Source organism: Deltaproteobacteria bacterium, from assembly GCA_029210625.1.
Classification (GTDB): domain Bacteria; phylum Myxococcota; class Myxococcia; order SLRQ01; family SLRQ01; genus JARGFU01.
On the sequence record JARGFU010000019.1, the window covers coordinates 96,253 to 121,572 of the forward strand.

The window sequence follows — 25,320 nt, forward strand, 5'->3', positions numbered from 1 at the left end:
GAGTTTCTCGCCCTAGATGGCCGAGTAGTCCGCCTGTCCCGTCAGCTTGAAGTTGACCACCTCGCCCTCGCCCGCAGGCGAGGCCACGAGGGTCGCGTCGACCAGCCGCACTCCCTTGAAGGAGGGCGAGGCCTGGAGCGCCGAGATGAAGATCGCGAGATGCTCGTGGGACATGGCCTGCCCCTCCATCGTCATCCCGCCGCCCTTCTCGGCCATCGTCGTGAGCCAGACCTCCTTCGGGATCAGGGTGGCGAGGCTGCCCATCATCTTCACCGGACCGGTGCGCTTCTTGCGCAGGTCCTCGATGACCTCGAGCTTCTTCTCGAGCTCCTTCTGGCGCTTCTCGATGTCCTTCACCTCGCCGATGATCCGCTCGATGTCCTTGATCTTCTGATCGAGCGCGGCGACCTGGCTCTCGACCTGCCGCTTGGCGTCATCGGCGGCCGAGTACCAGAAGTAGTTGCCGACGAAGACACCGGCGATGAGCACGACGCCGAGGATGAGCTGGAGCTTGCCCTGCTCCGCTCTGCGGGTCGCTCGAACCGGAAGTAGGTTGATCCTGATCATACCCTAGCGCTCCGCCGTCTTGCGAAGGCCCAGCCCCACGACCACCGCGGACATGGGCGCGACCTCGTTGATGTAGTTCGGGTCGAAGCGGCGGTCGTCGATCTCCACCCCGCGGAAGGGGTTGAGGATCTCGACCGGCACGCCGGCCCGGCTCTCGATGGACTTGAAGAGCGCCGGGATCTTCGCCGAGCCGCCCGCCAGGTAGATGCGGGAGAAGCCCGAGTCGGCGCTCGTCGCGGCGAAGAAGTCCAGCGACCGCTGGATCTCGCCGGCCATCTGCTCGGAGACCTGCTGGATGACCCGCTCGACCTCCTGCGGGACCACCGCGTCGACGTCCGAGCCCATCTCCCCGCCGAGCTTCAGGGCCTCGGCCTCGTCATAGGAGACGTTGAGCTGCTTCTGGATGTCCTCGGTGAACTGGTTGCCGCCCATCGAGATGTCGCGGGTGAAGACGCTCATCCCGTCGGAGACGACGTTGATGTTCACCACCGAGGCGCCGACGTTGACCAGGACGAAGGTCTCGCCGGCCGGCATCCCGTAGGAGGCCTCGAAGGCGTTCTGGACCGCGAAGGCGTCGATGTCGACGACCACCGGCTGCAGCCCGGCCTCGGAGACCACCGAGGTGTAGTCGGAGATCATGTCCTTCTTGGCGGCCACCAGGAGCACGTCCATCTGGCCCGCCTCGTTGCCCTCGGGGCGGAGGATCTCGACGTCGAGGTTCACCTCGGAGATGTCGAAGGGGATGTACTGCTCGGCCTCCCACTGGATCGACTCCTCGAGCTCCTCCCGGGTCATGACCGGCATGGCGATCTTCTTGATGATCACGGAGTGGCCAGAGATGGCCAGCGCCACCTCCTTGCCCCGCTTCACGCCCTGGGCTGCCATCAGCTCCTGGACCGCATCGACGATCGCCGTGCTGTTCATGAGCGCGCCGTCGACGATGGCCTCCGGGGGCAGCGGCGCGACACCGAGATTGTGGAGAGCGTAGCCGTGCTTCGTCTCCTTGAGCTGGATCATCTTGATGGAGCTCGAACCGATGTCGAGTCCCACCACTGGTTTGCTCCGCGCCATTTGGGGTTGTCTCCGTACGCTCCGTAAGAGGGCTTTAACACTCGCTATTCCGCGCGAAGTATACCACCGCCCTTAAGGTCGGCAAAAAAACGACGAATCGACTTTCTCCTGCAACTCCGGGGGCTTGTGTGGGGTTGCTGAAGCACCCTGACAAGCTTGGTCCCCGGCACGGCTTTTCATCGTACTCGCAAACGGACTTCGATGGATCGGCGCAGCTCACCCTTTTCGAAGGGTGGACCTTCGCTCGATCGAGAGCCGTGGGCTCGAGCGGAGAGACCTTCCTTAGGAGGTCTCGCCGACGACGTCGCTCTTCGGCTCGGGCCTGGGCTCCGGCCTGGGCTCGGGCCTGGGCTCGGGAGCCCGCTCGTCGTTGCGCCCCTCGGGGAAGACCTTCTCGCGCTCACCGATCTTGAAGCCCAGCGCGAGGACGATCTTGCGCTTGGTGTCCATCCGGCAGGGCTTGCCCGACTCGACGCGATCGATGGTCAGCGGCGAGAGCCCCGCCTTGCGGGCGAGCTCGGCCTTGCTGATCAGCTGCGCCTCGCGAAGGTGACGCACGTTGTTGGGATGCTCTTTCTTGGCGGCCATCAGGGCCCCTCGGGGGTGTGATCCGTCTCGAAGCATAGGAGTCCTGTCCTTCGACTGTCAAGGCCAAAAGGGGTCTAATTATAGTTAATTGTGATGAAAAATATGTGTAATTCACGCCACTTAGGGAGACGACCCCGCCAAAAGGCCCAGAAGGCCGCCTGGCGGCCGCCTCCGCCCCCCGCGGGGGGGGTGCCTTCGGGCTCCGGTCCCTAGAGACCCATGAGTCCCAGGACCCAGGCGAGGACCTCAGGTCCAAAAAACAGCATCTCCAGGCCCGCTAGCGCCAAAAATGGCCCGAAGGGCATGGACCCGGGCGGGGGCACCCAGTCCTCTTCCTCCTCCGGGGTCTCTTCGCCCCTCTCGGCCGGCTCCTCGTCCGGAACGACCTCAGAATCATCAGTATTTTTCAATGTTTCCGGATCTTCCGGGGTGCGACGGGTCAGGACCATCAGGGAAACCCCTACTATCGCCCCCTGGAGGGAGGCCAGGAAGACGAGGGGCGCCAGGGGCCTCCAGCCCAGGAAGGCGCCCAGCAGGGCCAGGAGGAAGAGGTCCCCGAAGCCCATGGCCTCGCGCTTGAAGGCCAGGGTCCCCACGACCCGCACCAGCCAGAAGCCGAGGAAGCCGGCGGCGGCGCCGATCGCCGCCGCGCCCCAGCCCGGCCCGGCCTCGCCCAGGCCCGCGGTCGCGAGACCGAAGCCGATCCCCGGCCAGGTCAGGGCGTGGGGCAGGAGCCAGTGCTCGAGGTCGATGTAGGTGAGGGGCACGAGGAGCGCGCAGAGGACGAAGGCGCGCAGGGCCTCGAAGGTCGGGCCGAAGACCGCCCAGCAGGCGACGGCCAGGCAGGTCGTCAGCACCTCGACCATGACGTAGCGGGCGTCGATCCCCGTGCCGCAGCGGCGGCAGCGCCCTCGCAGGAGCAGCCAGGAGAGGATCGGGACGTTGTCGTACCAGGCGATGGGCTGCTCGCAGCCCGGGCAGTGGGAGCCCGGGTGCAGGAGCGAGCCCCCCCGGGGCAGGCGCCAGATCACCACGTTGAGGAAGGAGCCGATGGAGGCCGCGAGGATGATCACCACCGAGAGCACGAACCAGATCGGCATCCGGGCGACGGTCTCGGCGGCATCCATGGGCCCGTTGTCTCCCGAAGGTGGGGAGGAGGACAAGCGATCCCTCGCCGGGGGGAGCGCGGGAGTCTCGGACCGGTGGCGTCCTGTGATAGCGAAGAGCCGGTGGCGAAGGTGGAAGAGCGGCGGGACCTCCTGCTCGCAGCCCTGCTCTGCGGGCTGGTGCTCCTCGTCGGCTACCGCGGGTTGACCCTGGGCGGGGGCCTCTTCGTCGGCGGCGACGTCGCCCAGATGCACGTGCCGGTCCGCGACTTCGTCCAGGGCGAGGTCGCGGCCGGGCGCGGCCTGCCCCTCTGGTTCGGTGGAGACGGCCTCGGCGTCCCGCTGATCGGCGCCGCGGTGCCCGCCCTCCTCCATCCACCCAGCTACCTCGGCTGGCCCCTGGGCGCCGCGCGGGCCTTCTGGCTCGCCAGCCTCCTCATGGTGGTCCTCGCCTTCTTCGGGACGCGCGCCCTCGCCCGCGAGCTCGGCGCCAGCGAGGTCGGCGCGCTCCTCGCCGCCGCCGCCTACGTCCTCGGCGGCCCCTACGTCTCGAACCTGCAGAACTACCAGTTCTTCGCCGGCCTCTCCTGCCTCCCCCTCCTCCTCTTCGGCCTGCTGCGCTTCCCGCGAGCGCGCGCGGCCGGCCCCGCGCTGGCGGCGACCGCGGCGACCTTCCTGATGCTCACCGCCGGCAGCTTCCAGGCCGCCTACCTCGGCTGGGGCCTCGGCCTCCTGCTGGTGCTGTTGCGCGCCGGGCCCCGCGAGGGGCTCCGGAGCTTGCCGGCGCTCGGCCTGCTCCTCTCGCTCTCCCTCGCGGCCGGCGCGATCCAGCTGCTGCCCAGCCTCGAGACCTTCCGTCACGCCGGGCGCCTCGGCGGGCTGCCCTGGGAGATGGCCAGCCGCTGGTCGCTCCACCCCCGCACCCTGGTCGACCTCGCCCTCGGCGATCTGCTGCGCTTCGAGCCCGCCCACCAGCCGGGCCTCGCGCCCCTCTACGATCTCTCGGAGCGCACCCCCTGGATCGCGGTGGCGTACACCGGGGTCCTCGTCCTCGCCCTCGCGGGCCTCGGCCTCGCCGGCTCCGCGCAGCCCCGGCGCCTGCGGATCGGCCTGGGGGTCACCCTCCTCCTCCTGATCCTCGCGGCCCTCGGCAAGCACACCCCCCTCTACGGCTGGCTCCACGCCTACCTCCCCCTCTGGGGCGGCTTCCGCTATCCGGCCAAGCTCCTGCCCTACGCCGCCCTCCTGCTCGCGCTCCTCGCCGCCTTCGGCCTGGATGGCCTGCGCCCGGCGCTCGACCGCCGGCGGGCCATCCCCCTGGCGGGCGCCGTCTTGCTGCTGCTGGTCCTGGGGCTCCAGCTCACCGGCGGGAGCCTCCTCGATCCTGCCACCGAGGCGGACGCCGCCACCCGCTGGTGGGCGCGCTTCGGCCCGGCGCTCCTGCGCGCCGGCGCGGTGCTCGCGGTGGCGGGCGGCCTCCTCCACCTCGCCTGGCGCCGGCAGCGGGAGCGCCTCGGCGCCCACGCGCTCCTCGCCCTGGCCTGCCTGGAGCTCTCCGCGGTGACCCACCACGCGGTGTGGCTCTACGCCGGCAGCGCCCCGCCCCTGGAGCGCGGGGCCGGCTTCGCCGGAGCGCTCCTCGCCGAGCACGCGGCGCGAGGCGCCCCCGAGGGTCAGGGCCCGAGGGTCTTCACCCTCCTCGCCCAGGCCAAGGGGCTCCCGGTGAAGGGGCACCCCCTCAACACCCTCACCCTCTCGACCTTCGAGCGGCTGGCCCTCAAGCCCGACTTCGCCGCCCTCTCCGGCCTGGAGGCAGCGGCCCCCTACCTGCCGGGCACCGACGCCCGCATCAACGACCTGCTCCTCTCGGTGCCGCCCGCCGAGGCGGCGCGCCGCGCGGCCTTCTTCGGCGTGCGCTTCCTCGTCACCGACCCGCCCACCCTCGAGGCCCTCGGCCTGGGCCGGGAGCGGGTGCGCTCCTACTCGAGGAAGGCCGGCCTCCTCCTGGTGGAGCTGCCCGAGGAGTGGGTGCGCCCGCGGGTCTACCTCGCCCGCCCCGCGACCGTCGCCGGCGACCTCACCGAGCTCGCCACCCTGCGAGAGGCCCTCGATCTCTTCGAGGTGAGCCGCGGCGCCGTCGCCCTCCTGGAGGAGGAGCACTCCCCGCGGGTGCAGCACGACGCGGGCGCGCCCGAGGGCCTGCGGGTCGAGCGCTGGTGGCCCGGCCACCTCGAGATCGCCCTCGAGGGCGGGGCGCCGGGCGGCGCCGGGCGCATCCTCGTGCTCAACGAGGGCTGGGCCCCGGGCTGGCGCGCCCGCGTCGACGGCGCGGAGACCCCGGTGCTGCGGGTCGACGGAATGCTCCGGGGCGTGGCGGTCGAGGGCGGGGCGAAGAAGGTGGAGCTGCGCTACCAGCCACCGGGCCTCCTCGGCGGCGGGCTGCTCTCCCTCCTGACCTGGCTGCTCCTCCTCGCGTGGGCCGGCTGGAGCCGCTGGCGAGGCCGGGATCTTCGATCTGGCGCGGCGCCGGCATTAGAGTAGTCGGCGCATGGAGCAACGCCCTCAGCTCACGGTCATCGTCCCGGTCTACGACGAGGTGCTCACGGTCGCCGAGCTCCTCGCCCGGGTCCGCCGCGTCCCCCTGCGCAAGCAGATCCTCGTCGTGGACGACGGCTCCACCGACGGCTCGGACCGGCGCCTGAGGCAGGTGAAGAAGAGCTGGGAGGAGGACCCCGACGAGCTGACGACCCTCGAGCTCTTCACCCACGAGGAGAACCGGGGCAAGGGCGCCGCCATCCGCACGGCGATCCCCCATGCCCGGGGCGAGATCACCCTGATCCAGGACGCCGATCTCGAGTACGACCCCCGGGAGTACGAGACCCTGATCCGGCCGATCCTCGAGGGGCGCGCCGACGTGGTCTACGGCTCGCGCTTCGCCGGCGAGTCCCGGCGGGTGCTCTACTACTGGCACTCCCTGGGCAACCGCGCCCTCACGACGATGAGCAACATGCTCACCGACCTGAACCTCACCGACATGGAGACCTGCTACAAGGCCTTCCGCACCTCGGTGCTCCAGGAGATCCCGCTGCGCGAGGACCGCTTCGGCTTCGAGCCGGAGATCACCGCCAAGATCGCCCGCCTCGGCCTGCGCATCTTCGAGGTGCCCATCAGCTACCACGGCCGCACCTACTCCGAGGGCAAGAAGATCGACTGGCGCGACGGCGTCGAGGCCGGCCGGGTGATGCTGCACCACTGGCTCAAGGACGAGGTGAGCGACTCGCAGGTCGGCCGCCGGACCCTGGAGATCATGCGGCGGACCGGCCGCTACAACGACTGGCTCTTCGAGCAGCTCCGGCCCCACCTCGGCCTGCGCGTCGTGGAGGTGGGCTCGGGCATCGGCAACATCTCCCGCAAGATGCTCGACCGCGATCGCCTGGTGGTCACCGACATCGACGAGGAGAGCCTGGAGGTCCTCCGGGTCGAGTTCGGGGACTTCGAGCAGGTCGACGTCTGCTACTTCGATCTGGGCGCCGAGATCCCGGCCGAGGTGCGGGACGCCCGGCCCGACACCGTGGTCTGCTGCAACGTCCTCGAGCACGTCCTCGACGATCGGGCCGCCCTCGAGCGCATCCACGAGGCGCTGGTCCCCGGGGGGAAGCTGCTCCTCCTCGTCCCCGCGCACGGCTTCGCCTACGGCGGGCTCGACGAGGCCCTCGACCATCACCGCCGCTACGACCGGGGCGGCCTCGAGGCGCTGCTGCGGGAGGTCGGCTACGAGATCGACTCCACCGTCAGCCTCAACCTCCTCGGGCTGGCCGGCTGGTTCGTGAACGGCAAGGTGCTCGGCCGGCGCCTCATCCCCCGCAACCAGGCGCGCCTCATCGACCGCCTCGTCCCCTACCTCGAGGCCGAGCGGCGCCTGCACCTCCCCTGGGGGCTCTCGCTCCTCACGGTCGCGCGCAAGGCCTGGCAGGGCCGAGATTGACCTCCCCGCTCACGGGGGGAGAAGATGGGCGCCATGGTGCGCCTCGCGAAGCTCGTGCTCGTCGTCCTCGCCCCGCTGCTGCTCCTGGCTCCTGGTTGCGGCAACTGGTGCCAGTTCGACACCGACTGCCCGGCGGCCGAGGTCTGCTCGGGCGGCTTCTGCGCCACCTACGACGAGCACCGGCAGGCGACCGGGCTGTGCAGCGTCGACTCCGACTGCGCCACGGACGAGATCTGCTCCGGCGGCACCTGTGAGCTGCGCCTCCCGGACGGCGCCGACGGCGGCGGCGGTACCGACGGTGGCGGCGGAACGGACGGCGGGGGCGGGGGCGGCGGGCCGGTCGATCCCGGCTACTGCAACGGCCTCGATCCGGACACCGTCTACGCCTTCGGCTCGGTCCCCGGTCACGGGCCGGCCTTCATGCCGGTCGAGGGCGACCCGAGGTCCTACTGCTACTCCTTCCTCGGCAACACGACCGACGCCTACATCCGGGGCTCGGACGGCCGCCTGATCTACCGGACCCTCGGCACGGACCTCGCCAAGATCTACGAGTTCCACCAGGACCGGATCACGTCGAACGACGAGTACTACTACTTCGTCGAGGACGCCTTCGCGAACGACGTCCCCCTCTCCTTCCCGCCCTGCGATACCACCTCCCTGGTGCGCTACAAGCTGGACCCGACGACCTGGACCACGGTCCACCTCTGCGACAACACCGTCAACCTCTGGTACGACGCCGACGGCAACGAGATCACGCCCCACACGGCCTACGGTCTGAACATGACCTTCGACGATCGCAGCAGCGAGTTCGTCATCACGCCGGACGGGGCCGCCGAGGTGAGCTTCACCCAGTTCACCGGGATGTCCGCCGGGTCGATCCGTCACGAGGCCACGGGCTTCCTCATCGCCACCCTGGACGACGCCGCCACGATCAAGGCACCCACGGAGCTGTGGCGCCTGCGCACGGACGGCACCGCCACCAAGCTCGGTGACTACGGGGCGCTCCCGGCGACCTTCGTCCCCGAGCACGCCGACCACATGCGCAAGATCACCGCGACCGGCACCCTCTACCTGGGTGGGACCCTGGACGTCGGCGGCCGGAGCATCGTCCGCTGCGAGCCGGACGGTTCGGCCTGCACCGACATCTACCGGGTGCAGGAGTGGGTGGATCAGTACGGCGACTTCGGCCTCTTCGTTCGCTTCGACTGGCCTCGCGGGCTCTTCACCGCTCCCTAGGAGCGGGGGCGATGGCGGCGATGGGCGAGCGAGCACCGGGGGGCTCTTCCGGGCCGGCGACCCTCGGCCGGACCCTCCTCGAGGGCCTGGCGCTCGGAGCCCTGTGCACCCTCGCCGTCTTCTGGCGGGTGGCCTTCCTCGCCGGCCAGACCCTCGCCGAGCGGGACCTCTTCCGGGTCTACCTGCCCGCCCGCCAGTACTGGGCGGACCGGATCGCCGCGGGTCACTTCCCCGACTGGTTTCCCCACGACAGCCTGGGCCAGAGCTTCCCCGGCGCGCTGGTCACCGGCGCCTTCCACCCCTCGAACTTCCTCTACCTGCTCGCCTCGCTGCCCACCGCCTTCGAGCTGAACCTCCTCCTCTCCTACCTGGCGGCCTTCACCGGCATGTACGCCTGGCTGCGGCGGGGGCACGCCCTCGGCCGGATCCCGGCGGCCGCCGGCGCGGTGACCTTCGGCCTCTCCGGCTACCTGGTCTCCATCCACAACAACCTGCTCTACCTGATGGCCACGGCGACCCTGCCCTGGCTCCTCTGGGCCCTCCTCTCCCACCTCCGGCGCCCCGCCCCCGGTCGCCTGCTCCTGGCGAGCGCGGCCCTCGCGTCGATCCTCCTCTGCGGTGACCCCCAGGCCTTCGTCATCGCCTCCGGGATGGTCGTCGTCTACACCCTCCTCTTCGGGCCGGCGGGCTGGCGCAGCGACGTTCCGAGGGCGCTCGCCGTCCTGGCCGGCGGCACGGCCCTCGCCGCCGTCCAGCTGGTGCCGGTCCTCTCCCTGCGCGCCGGGCTCCACGCGGAGGCGATGCCCCTCGGGACGGCGACCCAGTGGTCGACCCTGCCGGCGCGCGCCCTCGATCTCTTCCTGGGGCCGGTCTTCTCCCCCAACGAGTCCAGCCAGGTCCTGCGCCACCTCGCGGAGGTGATGGCCCCCGACCACGAGTCGTGGTGGGCCTACTCCCTCCACCTCGGCGCCGCGGCGATGCTCCTCCTCCTCGTGGCGGCCTGGCGCCGGCGCCAGCAGCGGCGGGTGCAGGTGCTCGCCCTGATCTCCCTGCTCCTCTTCACGCTCATGCTGGGGCGCCACGCCCTCCTCTATGGCTTCCTCCACGCCCACCTCCCCTTCTGGAACGCCTTCCGCTACCCGGAGAAGCTCGGCGGCGCGCTGAGCTTCCTCCTGGCCTTCGGCGTGGCCTTCGCGCTGGCCGACCACCTCGCCGACGCGCGTGCCCGCCGGCGGGCTGGCTGGATCCTCGCCGGGGGTGGCGCGCTCCTCGCCCTCCTCGGAGGACTGGAGCTCGCAGCCCACGCCGGCACCGCAACCCTCCAGGCCCTGGCTCAGCTGCAGACCGGCGACGAGACGCTGCTGCACTTCGTGAGCGCGCGCCTCGCCAAGGGCCTGCTCACCGCCGCGGCCTTCACCGCCGTGGGCGGCGCGGCGCTCCTCCTGGTCCGGCGCGAGACCCTCGCCGGAGCGCTGCTGGTCGCCAGCCTCGCCCTGGCGCTCCTGGACTCCGGCCAGGAGGCCTACCGCACCGTCGAGGCCCGCTATCTCCTCGAGGCGCCCGCGACGGTCCAGCTCCTCCGGCGCCGGCCGGACGGTCCCCGGATGGCGGGCTTCCGGGTCTTCTGCCCGATCGACCTCTTTCACTGGCGCAGCTCCGACCTCGACGACGCCAACGGGGTGATGACCGCCCTCTCCTCCTGCCTGGCCTCGGGCACCAACGCCCTCTGGGGCATCGAGTCGGCGGAGAGCTACCTGCCGGGCGCCTCGACCACCGCCGGCAGCATCCTCAAGCAGGGCCGGGCCCACTTCCTGCGCTACTCGGGCCTCTTCTCGGTTCGCTTCGCCATCGTGGATGCCCGCTGGTACGCCGACCAGGGTGGCCGGACGGATCGGGTCCTCTACGACGTCGCCGCCTTCGACCAGGTGGTGCTCTACAACGAGAAGGCCCTGCCCCGGGCCTTCCTCGCGCCGCTGCTCTGCCTGCCCTCCCTCGACGAGGTGAAGAAGGCCCTCTCCCTGGGCTGGAGCCGGGCCGAGCGCGGCGAGGTGGTCTTCGCCGAGTGCCCGCCCGGGGACAGCCTCCCCCCCGCCCCGGAGGGGGTCCCGGTCGGCGGCGCCGACCTGAGGATCGTGGACTGGCAGCCCGAGCACCTCCGGCTGGAGGTCGAGACCCCGGTGGCCGCCGGGCTGGTGATCAACGACGCCCACTACCCGGGCTGGACGGCCACGGTGGACGGCGAGGAGGTCCCGATCCACCGCGCCAACCAGCTCGTGAGGGTCCTGCGGCTCCCCGCCGGTGAGCACCGGGTCGAGCTGCGCTACCGCACCCCCGGCCTGATCCTGGGGGCCTCGGTGAGCGGCCTCGCGCTGGCGATCCTGGCGCTCTGGACCCTCCTCGGGGCCCTCCGGGGGCGCCGGGAGGGGGTGCCCCATCCCGTCACCGGCGGGTGACGAAGATCGTCACTCGTCTCGATTTCGGGATGGACTGAATTGGTTGCGGGAGGGAAACGCAACTGATATCAAACGGTTGGTCGATCCGGCCGGGGGCACTCCGGTCGGCATCGTTCCTGCACAGTGCTTCCGCGGAGTCGATGGGCATCCCGCGAACTCAAGCCAGGGATGACTCGAGAAGCCAAACAACCCCCGAAAGGCCATTCAATGAAGCGTCTGATCAAGTCCAAGGGCTTTACCCTGATCGAGCTGATGATCGTCGTCGCGATCATCGGCATCCTCGCCGCCATCGCCATCCCGAACTTCATCAAGTTCCAGGCGCGGTCCAAGCAGTCCGAGGCGAAGAGCAACCTGAAGTCCATGTATACGGCCGAGAAGGCCTATTACAACGAGAAGGACAAGTACACGAACCTGCTCCTCATCGTCGGCTTCTCCCCCGAGCGTGGTAACCGTTACGCCTACTACAGTGGCGCGGCCGCCAACTCCGTGAACCGCAGCGATCCGAGCGGCACCGAGGTCTCCGCCTCGAACGCCGAGTACGTCTCCGTCGATACCTTCAAGTACGCCACCGCGACCGCCAACCCCGGCTACGCCAGCCTGGCCGGCGTGACCTGGCAGAGCCCCGTCGCCACCATGACCACCGTCCCCGGTGTGCAGGACGGCGCGAACTGCCCGACCTGTGGCTTCTTCGGCGCCGCGGCCGGCAACATCGACAACGACTCGAACCTGGACACCTGGTTCGTCTCCACCGAGGACGGCACCTCGGGCGGCACCTGCCCCTCGGGCCTCGCCGGTGACGACGCGGCTGCCCCCGGCGGCGAGCCCTTCAACACCTACAACGACGTGAACTGCCCCTAAGACCGGGCACTAGCGTCTCTTCCGTCGCCCACAGGACGGAGCACCATCGCTCCGGACTCCTCGTGAGTCCGGGGCGATGTCTGCTTGAGGCCCCCGGAGGATCCCCTTGAAGGCGCCTGCCACCAGCACGATCGCGTCCACCGTGCTACCGCTGCTCTGCGCCGCGGCCCTGGTCGGCACCTCGGCGTGGCTCGCCGATCGGATGCAGGGCGAAGAGGACGGCGAGGATCCGCCGGATCGCATCGTCTACCTCCCCCCGGCCTGGGCGCTGCGCGCCGGGTCCTTCGGTCACCCCCAGCTCGCCGCCGACTACATCTGGCTCGGCGCGCTGCAGTACTACGGCAGCTGGAGCAACCGGAAGCTCGACTACCGGGATCTCCACCGCTACATCGACCGCATCAACGAGGTCGATCCCGACTTCCAGGAGGCCTACCGCTTCGGCGCCACCTCCGTCCCCTACCACCGGGGCAACTGGTACTGGGCCAACCGCGACGCGGCCCGGGCCATCGCCGAGCGGGGCGTGGAGCGCTTCCCCGACGACTGGCGGCTCTGGCTCCAGTACACCTTCATCCTCGGCATCATCGGGGACGAGCCGGAGAAGGCCGCCGAGGCCGCCGCCATCGCCTCCCGGATCCCCGACTCCCCGCACTGGGTGACTCTCCTCACCACCCGCTTCTTCTCCACCGCCGGCCAGCTGGACAAGGCCACCGAGTTCGCCCGGCTGATGCTGGAGAACACCGAGAACCAGCAGGAGCGAGAGGCCCTCGAGCGCCGGCTCGTCGAGCTGGAGACCGAGCGCATCCGCCGGGAGATCGACGAGGCCATCTCCCGCTTCATCCAGCGCGAGCAGCGGGCGCCCGCGACCATCGAGGCCCTGGTCGAGGCGGGGGATCTGCCGGGCATCCCCCACGATCCCCTGGGCGGCACCTTCGAGATCGACGAGAAGGGCCAGGCGGTCGCCTCCTCCCTCCACAAGGGCAAGCTACAGATCTTCGACCAGGACCAGCGGTCCGCACCCTGGAAGTGAGCTCCATGTCCAACTCCCCCGTCATCGAGATCGCCGGGCTCCGCAAGAGCTTCCGGATGCCCAAGAAGCTGGGCCGCAGCGTCGAGGTGCTGCGCGGCCTCGACCTCACGGTGAACGCCGGCGAGGTCTTCGGCTTCCTCGGCCCGAACGGCGCTGGCAAGAGCACCACCATCAAGATCCTCACCACCCTGCTGCGCCCCAGCGCGGGCACCGTGAAGATCCTCGGGGAGGATCCCACCCACCGCACGGCGCGCCAGCGCCTCGGCTACCTGCCCGAGTCCCCCAGCCTCTACGACTACCTCACCGGCCCCGAGCTCCTGCGCTACTACGGGGCCCTCCTGGGGCTCGACCGGCACGAGGCCCAGAAGCGCGCGGACGCCCTCTTCGACCGCCTCGGCCTGCCCGAGAAGGCGAGGAACCTCCAGCTGCGCCGCTACTCCAAGGGCATGACCCAGCGCATCGGCCTGGCCCAGTCCCTGATGGGCGACCCCGACCTCGTCATCCTCGACGAGCCGGTCTCGGGCCTGGACCCGGTGGGCCGCCGGGACATCCGCGACCTGATGTTCGAGCTGCGCGACCAGGGCAAGACCGTCTTCTTCTCGACCCACATCATCCCGGACGTCGAGCTGGTCTGTGATCGCGTCGGGATCATCCTCGACGGAAAGATCGTCGCCCAGGGCGCGGTGCCCGAGCTGATCGGCGATCGCCTCCGGGAGACCGTGGTGGTCGTGCGTGGCCTCGACGAGGCCTCGCTGCCCGCCGACCTCTCCCCCGAGATCCAGCGCCGCAGCGTCACCGAGCGGGTGGTGCTCACGGTGCCCGCCGACCAGGCGGTGGACGAGCTCCTCGGCAAGCTCCTCCAGGCCGGCGCCAGCATCGAGAGCGTCCAGCCGGTCCGCGCCGGGCTCGAGGACGTCTTCTTCGAGCAGGTGAACGACGCGGGGGTCACGAGCCCCTCGAGCGAGGAGGCCGCAGCATGATCAACTCCACCGTGGCCATCGCCGTGAACACCTTCCGGGAGGCGCGGCGCAGCCGCATCTTCTACTCGGCGCTGGTCTTCGCCCTGGTGATGATCTTCGCCTCCTCCTTCTCCAGCGAGTTCACCATCGCGACCTTCGACCGCGTGCTGCGCGACGCCGGCACCGGCGCCATCGACTTCTTCGGCGCCCTCCTCGCGGTCTTCCTGGGCGTGGGCCTGGTGAGCCGGGACATCGACCGCCGGACGGCCTACTCGGTGGTGGCCAAGCCCATCCACCGCTGGCAGTTCGTGGTCGGCAAGTTCATCGGCCTGCAGGCGGTGCTGCTGGTCGCGCTGGGCGCGATGTTCGCGCTCTTCCTGGCGATCGCCGCCCTCTGGTCCGACGACCCGCCCCCCTACGGCACGCTCTTCTGGTACTTCGCCCTGCGCCTCTCGGCCCTCTCCCTGGTCGTGGCCATCGCGGTCCTCTTCTCGACCTTCTCCGGCACCGCGGTCGCCGCCTTCGGCACCCTCTCCCTCCTGGTCGCCGGCCACCTCTCCGAGGAGTTCGTCCGCACCTCCCGCTTCGCCGAGAGCGCCCTCACCCAGTGGTTCGCCGAGGCCTTCTACCTCCTGCTGCCCAACTTCAGCCGCTTCGGCCGCTCCTACGAGGTCGCCTACGGCGTCGCCGTCGAGGCCGGCCCCGCCATCACCGCGATGCTCTACTCGGCCGCCTACTCCCTGGCCCTGCTGATCCTCGCCTCCGTGATCTTCGCCCGCCGCGAACTGCGCTGATCACTTCCATCGCGGCGCCTTCGGGCCCCGGGGAAGGACCCTCCCTCGGCCCGAGGCGCAGCGATGGGAGCTCCAAGCTCAGCGCGGAGGTCAGTCTTCGCCGGTGAGCTTCTTGAGGCGGTAGCGGAAGGAGCGGAAGGTGAGGCCGAGGAGGGCGGCCGCGGCCTTCTTCTTGCCGCCGCAGCGCTCGAGGGCCTCCTGGAGGAGGCGCAGCTCGATCGCGTCGAGGTGGGCCTGCAGGTCCATGCCCTCCTCGGGGAGCTTGTCGACGGCGCCCAGGGCGCGCCCGGCGGCCTGGAGGACCTGGGCCGGCAGGGTGTCGGGGGTGACCTCGTCGCCGTCGGCGAGGGTCGCCGCGCGCTCCATCAGGTTCTCGAGCTCGCGCACGTTGCCGGGGAAGCGGTAGTCGAGGAGGCGGGCGAGGAGGGGCCGGGAGAGGGTGAGCTTGCGATCGGCGCCGGTGTGGCGGGCCAGGAAGAGCTCCGCCAGGACCGGGATGTCCTCGCGGCGCTCGCGCAGGGGGGGCACCTCCACGTGCAGGACGTTGAGGCGGTAGTAGATGTCCTCCCGGAAGGTCCCGGCCTCGACGTCCTCGGAGAGCTCCCGGTTGGTGGCCGCCACCAGCCGGACGTCGACCTCGATCTCGCGGGCGTCCCCCACCCGCTTGATCTTGTGCTCCTGCAGCACGCGCAGCAGCTTCACCTGCATCGCCAGCGCGAGGTCACCGATCTCGTCGAGGAAGAGCGTCCCCCCCGAGCCGGCCTCGAAGATCCCCTGCTTGTCCTGGTGGGCGCCCGTGAAGGCCCCCTTCACGTGACCGAAGAGCTCGCTCTCGATGAGCCCCTCGGGGATCGCGCCGCAGTTGATGGCCACGAAGGGGGCGCCCGCCCGTGAGCTGCGCGCGTGGATCGCCCGCGCCACCAGCTCCTTGCCCGTGCCGCTCTCGCCGGTGATCAGGATGGTCGAGCGCGTCGGCGCGACCTTCTCGATGAAGGAGTAGATGGGCTGCATCGCCGGGCTGTGGCCCACGAGCTCCGCCAGGCGATCGCGCCCGCCGCCGGCGGTGGCGAGCTTCGCCTTCAGCTCGGTGTTCTCCCGGACCAGCGCCCGCCGCTCGAGGGCGTTCTGGACGACCAGGCTGACCTCGTCCACCTTGAAGGGCTTGGTGAGGTAGTCGTAGGCGCCGGCCTTCATCGCCTGGATGGCGTTCTCGGTCGTCGCGAAGGCCGTGACCAGGATGACCTCGGTCTGGGGGTGGTAGCGCTTGGTGGCCTCGAGGACCTCGATCCCCGTCACGTCCCCGAGGCGGAGGTCCGTCACCACCAGGTCGAACTCCTCACCGGCGACGCGGCGGAGCGCCTCGCTGCCCTCGCCGGTGGTCTCGACCTCGTGGCCCGACTTGCGCAGCAGGATCGAGAGGAACTCCCTCATCGACCGTTCGTCATCTACGACCAGGATGCGTGCCATGTCTGCCCTCTGCCGCCTCGCCTCAGCCCTCTCTCCGGGCGCCCGGGAGGATCATCCGCACGATCGTACCCTTTCCCGGGCTGCTCTCCACCCCGATCTCACCACCGTGGGCCTCGACGATGGAGTGCACGAGGGCCAGCCCCAGGCCGGTGCCTCCCTGCTTGGTCGTGAAGAAGGGCTCGAAGATGTGATCCAGGGTCTCGGCGTCCATGCCGGGGCCCTCGTCGACGACCTCCAGGACGATCTGATCCTCCTTGGCCAGGGCGCGCACCACCACGGCGCCGCCCACCTTCGCCTGCACGGCGTTGAGGACGAGGTTTGCGACCACCTGCCGCAGCTGCTCCGGGTCGGCCATCACCCCGAGGCCCGCCTCGGCCTGGAGCTCCAGCTTCCCCTCCTCGACCCGCGGGTCGTGGCGCATCAGCAGGAGGACCTCCTCCAGCAGCGGGGTGATCTCCACCGCGCGCAGATCCGGCGGGCGGGGGCGGGCGAAGGAGAGGAAGTCGGCCACCAGGGTCTCGAGGCGCTCGATCTCCCGCAGGACGATGGCCATCAGGGTGGCCTCCTCACCCTCCGCGGGGGCCTCGGCCTGGAGCAGCTCGATCGAGCCGCTCATCGAGGCCAGCGGGTTGCGCAGCTCGTGGGCGAGCCCCGCGGCCAGGGAGCCGAGGGCCGCCAGGCGCTCGCTGCGCCGCACCTTGCGCTCCATCACCCGCAGGGAGGTCAGGTCCTGGAAGACCACCACCTCCTCGCCGCTCTCGCCCATCGGGGTGATGGCGAAGCCCAGCACCTTGCCTCCCTCCAGCTCGACCTCGCTGCGGATACCACCGACCCGCACGTCCCGGAGGGCGACCTCCAGGGCCGGCGTCAGCTCCGAGAGCCGCTTGCCGCTGGCCGCCGCCGGCGCGATCTCCAGGATCTCCGCGCCCGCCCGGTTGAGATAGGTGATCCGCTGATCGGGCCCCAGGGTGAGGATGCCGGAGGAGATCGAGTGCACGATCCGCTGGTGGAGCTCGGAGAGGGCGGCCAGGTCGGCCTCCGCCTCGACCACCCTGACGCCGGCCTGCCGGACCTGCTCCCCGAGGTAGGCCCCGAGCACCGCCACCAGGAAGAAGGCGCCGCTGTTCACGCCCATCGAGAAGATCAGCCGCGCGAGGCGCACGTTGTCGGGGGTGAGGTAGTCCGCTGCCGGCGCCACCCAGCCCCAGCGCATGGAGAGCGTGACGAAGGCGTAGCCCAGGGTCGCCAGCGCGGCGGCGAACATCGCCCCCCGGCGGTAGAGGAGGATCGCCGCGTTGAAGACGCCGTAGGTGAAGAGGAAGGCGAAGGGAGAGTCCGAGCCCCCGGTGAGCCAGAGCAAGGCGCCGGCGAGGGTGATGTCTCCGACGACCTGCGCGTAGGCGAGCCCGAGGAAGTGCCGCGGGTTCCCGTTCCGGATGATCAGCGCATAGGCCAGGGTCTGCCCGAAGGTGACCCCCGTGATCACGAAGAGGTACTTCAGGACGTCGCCGAGGCCGACCTCCTGCTTGGAGAAGGCGTAGACCGCGGTGGCCAGGAGCAGGGCGGCGACCACGCCCGCCCGGAAGACGGTGACCCAGACCAGGCGACGGTGGAGCTCCGCCGCACGGGAGTCGGGCACCACGGTCTCTCCTCCCGCGGCTACTTGATCGCGCCGGCCAGCCCGAAGATCGGCAGGTACATCGCGATGAGGAAGCCGCCGACCACGCCGCCGAGGAAGACCATCAGCAGCGGCTCGATCATCGAGGTGAGCGCGGCCACGGCCTGATCGACCTCGTCGTCGTAGAAGTCGGCGATCTTCGCCAGCATCTGATCCATGGCGCCGGTGGCCTCACCGACGCCCATCATCTGCACGACCATCGCCGGGAAGATCTTCACCTCCTGCATGGGCGCGACCATCGTCCGGCCCTCGGAGATTCCCTCTCGCACCTTGTAGAGGCCGGACTCGACGATCTTGTTGCCCGAGGACTTGGCGCAGACCTCCAGGGCGTCCATCACCGGCACGCCGGAGGAGATCATGGTGCCGAGGGTCCGGGAGAAGCGGGCCACGGCGATCTTCCGGAAGAGGTCTCCGAAGAGGGGCATCTTCAGCTTGATGGCGTCCCAGATGATCCGGCCGCGGGGGTTGTTGGTGAAGAGCTTGAAGGCCACCACGAGGCAGGCGATGCCGATCAGAGCGTAGACCCCGTAGTCCTGCATGAAGTGGGAGGCGTCCACGAAGAACTGGGTCGGCGCCGGGAGCGCCGAGCCGAAGTCCTTGAACATCTTCTCGAAGACGGGGACGACCCAGATCAGCAGGACGACGGTGACCGCGATACCGGCGACCAAGACGATGGTCGGGTAGGTCAAGGCGCCCTTCACCTGCCGGACCAGCTTGTCGTTCTTCTCGATGTAGGCCGCGAGGCGGTTGAGGATGGTGTCGAGGATACCGCCGATCTCACCGGCCCGGACCAGCTGGCTGTAGAGCTCGTCGAAGACCTTGGGGTGATCCTGCAGGGAGTCCGCGAGGGTGGCGCCGGTCTCGACCTTCTCCTTGACCGTCTTGATGACCTTCGCGAAGTGCATGTTCGGCGACTGGCTGCCGAGGATGTCGAGGCACTGCACCAGGGGCAGACCGGCGTCGATCATCGTGGCGAACTGCCGGGTGAAGACCACCAGGTCCTTCCGCGTGACGCCCGAGGAGCCGGGCATCTTGAGGTAGATCTCGAGGGGCTTCTTCTTGACCTTGGAGGGGTTGAGGCCCATCTGGCGCAGCCGCGCCTCGACCGACGCCTTGTCGGCGGCCTGCATCTCCCCCTTCTTGATCTCGCCACCCTTGGTCTGGGCTTCCCAGATCCAGACGGGGAGCTTCTTCGCGGTCGCAGTCGCCATGTCGATCTACCTCCGGGTTCGTTCCACTAGCGGGCAGGAGAGCCGGGTCGGCCGCCCGGACCACGGGCTGCGGGGCCCGCGCTGGAGCCGATCATCTGCTTGAGCTCCTCGGGGTCGCTGGAGCGCCCGAGCGCCTCTTCCATGGTGATCATCCGCCGCTGGAAGAGGCTGACCAGCCCCTGGTTGAAGGTCTGCATGCCGTACTTCTGCTGGCCGACCTGCATCTGGGAGTAGATCTGGTGGACCTTGTCCTCCCGGATGAGGTTCCGGATCGCAGGGTTGGGGATCATGATCTCCAGCGCCAGCACCCGGCCGGGGGTCCCGGCCCTCGGCATCAGCGACTGGCTCATGACGCCCTCCATCACGAAGGAGAGCTGCGCCCGGACCTGCGGCTGCTGGTAGGGCGGGAAGACGTCGATGATCCGGTTGACGGTCTGCACGGCGGAGTTGGTGTGCAGGGTCGCGAAGGCGAGGTGGCCCGTCTCGGAGATGACCAGCGCGGACTCGATGGTCTCGAGGTCACGCATCTCGCCGACGAGGACCACGTCGGGGTCCTGCCGGAGGACGTACTTCAGGGCCTTCTTGAAGCTCTGGGTGTCCGCCCCGACCTCGCGCTGGTTCACCACGCAGTTCTTGTGCGGGTGCAGGTACTCGATGGGGTCCTCGATGGTGAGGATGTGCTCGTGGCGCTCGTTGTTCACCTTGTCGATGATCGACGCGAGCGTCGTGGACTTCCCCGAGCCGGTGGGCCCGGTCACCAGCACCAGGCCGCGGGGCCGCTTCGAGAGCTCGGCGACCACCGGGGGCAGGCCCAGCTCGGCGAAGCTCAAGATCTTGAAGGGGATGGTCCGGAAGGCGCCGGCCACGGCGCCGCGCTGCATGAAGATGTTCGCCCGGAAGCGGGAGAGGCCCTTGACGCCGAAGGAGAGGTCGAGCTCGTTCTCCTCCTCGAAGCGATGCTTCTGGGCATCGGTGAGGATCGAGTAGGCGAGCTGCTTGGTCTCGACCGGCGTGAGCGGCGCCGTCTTGAGCGGCACCAGCTTGCCGTCGATGCGCAGCTGGGGAGGCGAGCCGGTGGTGATGTGGAGGTCCGACGCCCCCTTCTCGACCATCGCCTTGAGAAGCTGATGAAGATTGGCCAAAGGGTCTCCTAGTTGTCGGGGGCCGTGTTGCCCACGACCTCGTCGATGCCGATGATTCCGGCCTTGAGCTTGTTGAGGGCGGCCATCCGCAGGGTCTGCATGCCGAGGCGGACCGCCTCCATCTTCAGCTCGGCCGTGGAGGCACCGTTGATGATCAGCTCCTTGAGCGGATCGGTCAGCAGCATCACCTCGTAGAGGGCCACGCGGCCCTTGGCGCCGAGGTCGTTGCAGGTGCGGCAGCCGACGGGCTCGTAGACCTCGAAGGAGCCGATGTCCTCGGGCGGGATGCCGAGATCGAGCAGGGCCTGGTCCTCGACCTCCGCCGGACGCTTGCACTCCACGCAGAGCTTTCGGGCCAGCCGCTGGGCCACCACCACGTTCACCGAGGCGGTGACCAGGAAGGGCTCGATGCCCATGTTCAGCATACGGCTGATGGTGGAGGGCGCGTCGTTGGTGTGGAGGGTCGAGAGCACCATGTGGCCCGTGAGCGCCGCCTTGACCGCGATCTCCGCCGTCTCGAAGTCACGGATCTCGCCGACCATGATGATGTCGGGGTCCTGCCGCAGGAAGGAGCGCAGGGCCGCGGCGAAGTTCAGGCCGATCTCGTCGTGCATCTGCACCTGGTTGATGCCGGCGAAGTTGAACTCGACGGGATCCTCGGCGGTGGAGATGTTCTCGGTGGTCTTGTTGAGATCGGCGAGCGCCGAGTAGAGGGTCGTGGTCTTGCCCGAGCCGGTGGGGCCGGTGACCAGGCACATCCCGTAGGGACGGTGGATGGCCTCGAGGAAGCTCTTCAGGGGCTGGGGCTCGAAGCCCAGCTTGGTCATGTCGAGCTGCAGGTTCGACTTGTCGAGCAGCCGCAACACCGCCTTCTCGCCGAAGAGGGTCGGGCAGATGCTGACCCGGAAGTCCATCTCGCGGCCCTTGCCCAGCTTCAGCTTGATCCGGCCGTCCTGGGGCAGCCGCCGCTCGGCGATGTCCAGCTCGGACATGATCTTGATACGGGAGGAGATCGCGTTGCGCAGCTTGAAGGGGGGCCGCATCACCTCGTAGAGGCGGCCGTCGATGCGGAAGCGCACCCGGAAGTCCTTCTCGTAGGGCTCGACGTGGATGTCGGAGCAGCCCTTCTTGATCGCGTCGATGAGGATGAGGTTCACCAGCTTGACGACCGGGGCGTCCTCGGCGGAGTCGATGTCGACGACGTCGTCGCCATCCAGCTCCGCGACCTCGATCTCGTCCGCGTCGAAGCCCTCCATCACGTCCTCGTAGGACGGACCGGACATGTAGTACCGCTCGATGGCCTCCTTGATGGACTCCTCGGCCGCGACCGCGACCTCGATGTTGTAGCCGGTGAGGAACTTGATGTCGTCGACGGCGAAGATGTTCGACGGGTCGCTCATGGCGACGATCAGCGAGGCCCCCGCCCGGTTCACCGGGATGGCAACGTGCTTCTCACACACGTCCTTCGGGACCAGCTTGATGACCTCCGAGTCGATGTCGAAGGCCCGCAGGTCGATGGAGGGCACGTTGTACTGCTTGGCCAGGAATCCCGTGAGCTCGGTCTCTTCGAGGTAGCCCAGCTTGGTGAGGTGATACCCCAGCCTCCCGCCCTCGGACTTCTGAGCGTCCTGAGCGGCCTGAAGCTGCTGCAAAGAAATGAGATTTTCCCGGACGAGGAGTTCCCCGAGGCGACCCGCCATGCGCTCTCCTGATGATGACTTGAGAGGGTTGTACGAAACGGAAGTGTAGCGGCATCTTTCCGGGCCACGCAACTTCGCGGCCCCTGGCCCCACCCCGGGTGCCGCGGCGCGTCAATCGCTCCGGGGGCCGCTCTCGAGCCAGCGGTGCAGGGCCCGGCGCATCGCGCGCTCCACCTTCGGCCCCGGCTCGCGGCCGGCCCAGAGGGCCAGGGCCCGCACCCCCTGGGCGAAGAGGAGCTCGGCCCCGTCGACCGTGGCGATCCCCCGCTCGGCCGCCGCCGCGATCAGCGCGGTGCCCCCGGGGCGGTAGACCCAGTCGACGACCAGGCGCGCCTCGCGCAGGTGACGCCGGGGAACCGCCGGCCGATCGCCGCTGCGCCCCAGGGGGGTGGCGTTCACCACCACCTGGGCCGGCGCCGGGTGGTCACCGCTCGCCCCGATCTCCAGGGAGACCTTCTCGAGGAGGTCCGCCGCCTGCAGCCGGTCCGCGAGGTCCTGACCCCGCTCCGGGGTTCGCGCCAGCAGGACGATCTCCTCGAAGCCGCAGCGGGCCAGGGCCACCAGGGAGGTGGCCGCGGTCCCACCGGCGCCGAAGACCAGGGCGCGGCGCGGCCGGTCCGTGGCCAGGAGGGGCGCGAGCGCCGCCTCGAAGGCCGGCAGATCGGTGTTGTGACCCACGAAGCCAGCCGCCGCGCCCGTGCGGCCCCGCCCCTGCGGTGCCCGGACGAGGGTGTTCACCGCGCCGAGGCGCGCCGCGGTGGGCTCGAGGCGGGAGAGGTGACGGGCCGCCGCCTCCTTCAGGGGAGCCGTGAGGTTCGCCCCGAGGGCGCCGAGGGCCGAGAGCCCCTCGAGGGCCGCCGGCAGCTGCTCGGGCTGCACCTCGAAGGGGAGATAGGTCGCGTCGATCCCCATCGCCGCCAGCCCCGCCTGCTGCATCGCCGGTGAGGCGGAGTGGGCGATGGGCGAGCCCAGCACGCCGAGCAGGAGGGTGGGCGCGCTCACGCCCCCTCCCCGGCCCAGGGCGGCGGCGGCAGGCGGGCGCAGTCCGCCTCGGTGCGGGCGACGTCCTTCTGGATCTGAGCGACGAGGGCCTCGGGCCCCGGAAAGTGACGCTCGCCCCGCAGGCGGCGCAGGAAGCAGAGGCGCAGGCGCCGTCCGGCGAGGGAGCCGGGCGGGTGGCCCAGCAGGTGTGCCTCGATCTGCGCGCGGGCCAGGGCGCCGAAGGTCGGGGCCCGCCCCACGTTGATGGCCGCCGGGTAGGCGCGCGCCTCCCCCTCGATGCGCCCCCACCCCGAGTAGACCCCCTGGCCGGGGACCACCCTTCCCTCCGGCAGGAGGTTCGCGGTGGCGAAGCCGAGCCCGCCTCCCCGGCCGGCCCCGGAGCGGACCTCGCTGGAGAGCTCGACGTCGCGGCCGAGCATCTCCCGGGCCCCGGCCAGATCGCCGGCGGCGATCCGGCCGCGGATCCGGGTCGAGGAGACGATGAGGCCCTCGGGGGTGCGCACGGGCGGGACGACCTCCACCTCGACGCCCTCGGGCTGGCCGAGCCTCGCGAGGACCCGGCCGTCCCCGGCCCGGCCCTTGCCGAAGGTGAAGTCGTGCCCCACCACCAGGCCTCGCGCGCCGCCGGCCTTCAGGATGGTGTCGTAGAAGACCGAGGGATCGAGGGCGGCGAGGGCGCGGTCGAAGGGCACCACCCAGGTCCCGGCGATCCCGGTCCGGGCCAGCCAGTCCAGGCGATCCTCGAGGTCACCGATGCAGAGCGGCGCCCGATCCGGGGCCAGCGACTGCGCCGGGTGCGGATGGAAGGTCAGCGCCCAGGCGGTGGCCGCCTCGCCGGCAGCGGCGCGGCGGTCGGCCATCCGGCGCGCGGCGTCGAGGAGCGCGGCGTGACCCCGGTGCACTCCGTCGAAGGTGCCCAGGGCGAAGACCCGGGCCTCCGGCGGGAGGCTCCCGGCCTCCTTTCCTCGGACCACCTGCATGAGGCGGCAAGGTGTCGCCGGGGGCGGCCCCCTGTCAACCTCCGGCCTGCGGCTTTCGCCCCGGAGGGCCAGGAAAACGTCAAGCAGGCGCCGCGGGTGCCCCTTCGGACGTCAACGAGGGCAGCCACGCGACTAGGCACTTTTTTCGAGACAACTAGGGAAATTTACCGGGCCGACCCCGGAGGACTCCCTAGGCCGCCGGTGGGTCACGGTCGCTAGAGTCGCAGGTGGGCCTAGTCACCACCAGGAGCCCTGGATGACGACCCAGCCCCCCCCCGGTCAGGCCGATTGTCGGGGGGCTCTCCCCCGCTATCGCGCTGGCCCTCCGGGGTCGCGGGGAAGAGCGAGACCGTCCGCCACGACAGGGTGGCGGAGGCTCCCGGTCGACCCGGTGGGTCGGTAGCCGGGGGGGGGATTCACGGGCAGGTGACGCGCTCCACCGGGAGACCGGAGGGGGGGCCCACCCAACCCGTCCGTCCGCCGCCGAAAGCGAGAGGTCCCCGATGAATCTGCGCGTCCCCCTGCTGCTCCCGACCGCCGCCCTCCTGGCTGCGCTCTTCCTCCTGCTGCCCCGGGAGGCCACGGCCTGGCCGTCGAAGTACACCACCTGTACGAGCTGCCACGCCACCGCGGGCACGGGCGTCACCTTGACCACCGCCATCGACGGCACGATCGGCACCTCGGTCACGGTGCCCCCGGGCGGGAGCTTCGAGATCGACTTCCGGACCCAGAACATGTCCGAAGACACCTTCATCGCCTTCGAGATCGGGGTCCCCACGGGCTGGACGGTCGGTGTCGGCACGGCGAACAGCCCGTCGATCACCGGCTGGAACACCGCGTGGGACGCCGCCGGAGGCGCAGGCTGGTACGGGGCCAAGAATCAGTCGTCCACCCCCTACAGCATGGCCACCCAGTTCCCCAACAGCCCGGACGGGCGGGTCTCCATGTACGACCTGACCACCTGGAGCAACAACGGCCGTGGCGCGGCCTGCGACAACTACAATGTCTCCACCCTCTGCACGGAGGGGACGGACCACGACGGCATCTACAACACCATGGGCGTCGACGCGATCGTGACCGTGCCGGGCGGGGCGACGCCAGGGGCCTTCACCGTCGTCATGAACGCCGTCGGCCACAACAGCGCGTCCAAGGCCTACGCCACCCAGACCATCTCGGTCACGGTCGCAGCGGGGAACATGACGACCCTCTCCGACGGCACCAACCCCGGCAACGCGACCATCGCGCCCGGCGCAGGGATAACGGCGCTGGACGGCTTCCACCTGCAGGCCTCCGGTACGGCCGACACGGTCACGTCTCTGGACGTGACCCTCTCGGGGAGCTCGGCCTACGTCTCACAGGTCGAAGTGCGGGCGGGGACCACCTGCGGGGGTACCCTCGTCGGCGCGGACACCACACCCACGGGAGAGGTGTGGAGCATCAGCGGGACCCTGCCGGCGAGCCTCGCCGGCAACGACTACACCGTCTGCCTCACACCG

At 70.1% G+C, this 25,320-nt stretch carries 19 protein-coding genes and 1 pseudogene; 9 read left to right on the forward strand and 11 right to left on the reverse strand.

Features of this window, described 5'->3' with window-relative positions:
- Positions 1–12: 12 nt before the first annotated feature.
- The 4 genes and pseudogenes from P1V51_17855 to P1V51_17870 form a co-directional block, all read right to left on the reverse strand.
- The gene (locus P1V51_17855) at positions 13–567 is read right to left on the reverse strand and encodes a PilN domain-containing protein (GenBank protein MDF1564913.1); all 555 of its coding nucleotides are present in this window, start codon (positions 565–567) and stop codon (positions 13–15) included.
- 3 nt (positions 568–570) lie between these two features.
- Positions 571–1,638: a type IV pilus assembly protein PilM gene (gene pilM / locus P1V51_17860; protein ID MDF1564914.1), complete on the reverse strand. Its 1,068-nt coding sequence runs from the start codon at positions 1,636–1,638 to the stop codon at positions 571–573.
- Between the two features lie 378 nt (positions 1,639–2,016).
- A pseudogene (locus tag P1V51_17865) lies at positions 2,017–2,226 on the reverse strand (helix-turn-helix transcriptional regulator).
- Between the two features lie 209 nt (positions 2,227–2,435).
- Entirely contained in the window at positions 2,436–3,353 is a 918-nt protein-coding gene (locus P1V51_17870; protein ID MDF1564915.1) for a prepilin peptidase, read from the reverse strand.
- A gap of 102 nt (positions 3,354–3,455) precedes the next feature.
- On the opposite strand from P1V51_17870, the gene P1V51_17875 reads away from it, so the two are divergent.
- The 8 genes from P1V51_17875 (at position 3,456) to P1V51_17910 (ending at position 14,644) form a co-directional block, all read left to right on the forward strand.
- Positions 3,456–5,873: a hypothetical protein gene (locus P1V51_17875; GenBank protein MDF1564916.1), complete on the forward strand. Its 2,418-nt coding sequence runs from the start codon at positions 3,456–3,458 to the stop codon at positions 5,871–5,873.
- Between the two features lie 7 nt (positions 5,874–5,880).
- Positions 5,881–7,317, forward strand: a complete 1,437-nt coding sequence (locus P1V51_17880; protein ID MDF1564917.1) for a glycosyltransferase — start codon at positions 5,881–5,883, stop codon at positions 7,315–7,317.
- A 33-nt stretch (positions 7,318–7,350) separates the two neighbouring features.
- On the forward strand, positions 7,351–8,553 hold the full coding sequence (locus tag P1V51_17885) for a hypothetical protein (GenBank protein MDF1564918.1): 1,203 nt from the start codon (positions 7,351–7,353) through the stop codon (positions 8,551–8,553).
- Between the two features lie 11 nt (positions 8,554–8,564).
- Positions 8,565–11,006, forward strand: coding sequence for a YfhO family protein (locus tag P1V51_17890; GenBank protein ID MDF1564919.1), 2,442 nt, complete (start codon positions 8,565–8,567; stop codon positions 11,004–11,006).
- A 207-nt stretch (positions 11,007–11,213) separates the two neighbouring features.
- Positions 11,214–11,864, forward strand: a complete 651-nt coding sequence (locus tag P1V51_17895) for a prepilin-type N-terminal cleavage/methylation domain-containing protein (GenBank protein ID MDF1564920.1) — start codon at positions 11,214–11,216, stop codon at positions 11,862–11,864.
- A 106-nt stretch (positions 11,865–11,970) separates the two neighbouring features.
- Positions 11,971–12,891 (forward strand): hypothetical protein, encoded by a 921-nt coding sequence (locus tag P1V51_17900; protein MDF1564921.1) that lies wholly within the window; start codon positions 11,971–11,973, stop codon positions 12,889–12,891.
- 5 nt (positions 12,892–12,896) lie between these two features.
- Entirely contained in the window at positions 12,897–13,871 is a 975-nt protein-coding gene (locus P1V51_17905) for an ABC transporter ATP-binding protein (protein MDF1564922.1), read from the forward strand.
- Entirely contained in the window at positions 13,868–14,644 is a 777-nt protein-coding gene (locus P1V51_17910) for an ABC transporter permease subunit (GenBank protein MDF1564923.1), read from the forward strand. Before P1V51_17905 ends, P1V51_17910 begins: the two co-directional genes overlap by 4 nt.
- Positions 14,645–14,734: 90 nt before the next feature.
- Here P1V51_17910 and P1V51_17915 read toward each other — a convergent pair whose 3' ends face one another.
- From P1V51_17915 to P1V51_17945, 7 genes are all read right to left on the reverse strand, one after another.
- Positions 14,735–16,111, reverse strand: a complete 1,377-nt coding sequence (locus P1V51_17915) for a sigma-54 dependent transcriptional regulator (GenBank protein MDF1564924.1) — start codon at positions 16,109–16,111, stop codon at positions 14,735–14,737.
- A gap of 22 nt (positions 16,112–16,133) precedes the next feature.
- Complete coding sequence (locus P1V51_17920) at positions 16,134–17,750, reverse strand: ATP-binding protein (protein ID MDF1564925.1); 1,617 nt, start codon at positions 17,748–17,750, stop codon at positions 16,134–16,136.
- Positions 17,751–17,770: 20 nt separating this feature from the next.
- Positions 17,771–19,000 (reverse strand): type II secretion system F family protein, encoded by a 1,230-nt coding sequence (locus P1V51_17925; GenBank protein MDF1564926.1) that lies wholly within the window; start codon positions 18,998–19,000, stop codon positions 17,771–17,773.
- A gap of 26 nt (positions 19,001–19,026) precedes the next feature.
- Positions 19,027–20,142 carry a type IV pilus twitching motility protein PilT gene (locus tag P1V51_17930; protein ID MDF1564927.1) on the reverse strand — a complete coding sequence of 372 codons (1,116 nt, stop codon included), beginning with the start codon at positions 20,140–20,142 and terminating at the stop codon, positions 19,027–19,029.
- A gap of 8 nt (positions 20,143–20,150) precedes the next feature.
- Positions 20,151–21,842 carry a type IV-A pilus assembly ATPase PilB gene (gene pilB / locus P1V51_17935; GenBank protein MDF1564928.1) on the reverse strand — a complete coding sequence of 564 codons (1,692 nt, stop codon included), beginning with the start codon at positions 21,840–21,842 and terminating at the stop codon, positions 20,151–20,153.
- A 111-nt stretch (positions 21,843–21,953) separates the two neighbouring features.
- Positions 21,954–22,844 (reverse strand): shikimate dehydrogenase, encoded by an 891-nt coding sequence (locus P1V51_17940; protein ID MDF1564929.1) that lies wholly within the window; start codon positions 22,842–22,844, stop codon positions 21,954–21,956.
- Positions 22,841–23,824 carry a riboflavin kinase gene (locus P1V51_17945; protein ID MDF1564930.1) on the reverse strand — a complete coding sequence of 328 codons (984 nt, stop codon included), beginning with the start codon at positions 23,822–23,824 and terminating at the stop codon, positions 22,841–22,843. The genes P1V51_17940 and P1V51_17945 overlap by 4 nt, the downstream gene beginning before the upstream one ends.
- 503 nt (positions 23,825–24,327) lie before the next feature.
- On the opposite strand from P1V51_17945, the gene P1V51_17950 reads away from it, so the two are divergent.
- On the forward strand, positions 24,328–25,320 hold a 993-nt coding region (locus P1V51_17950; protein MDF1564931.1), incomplete at its 3' end, for a hypothetical protein.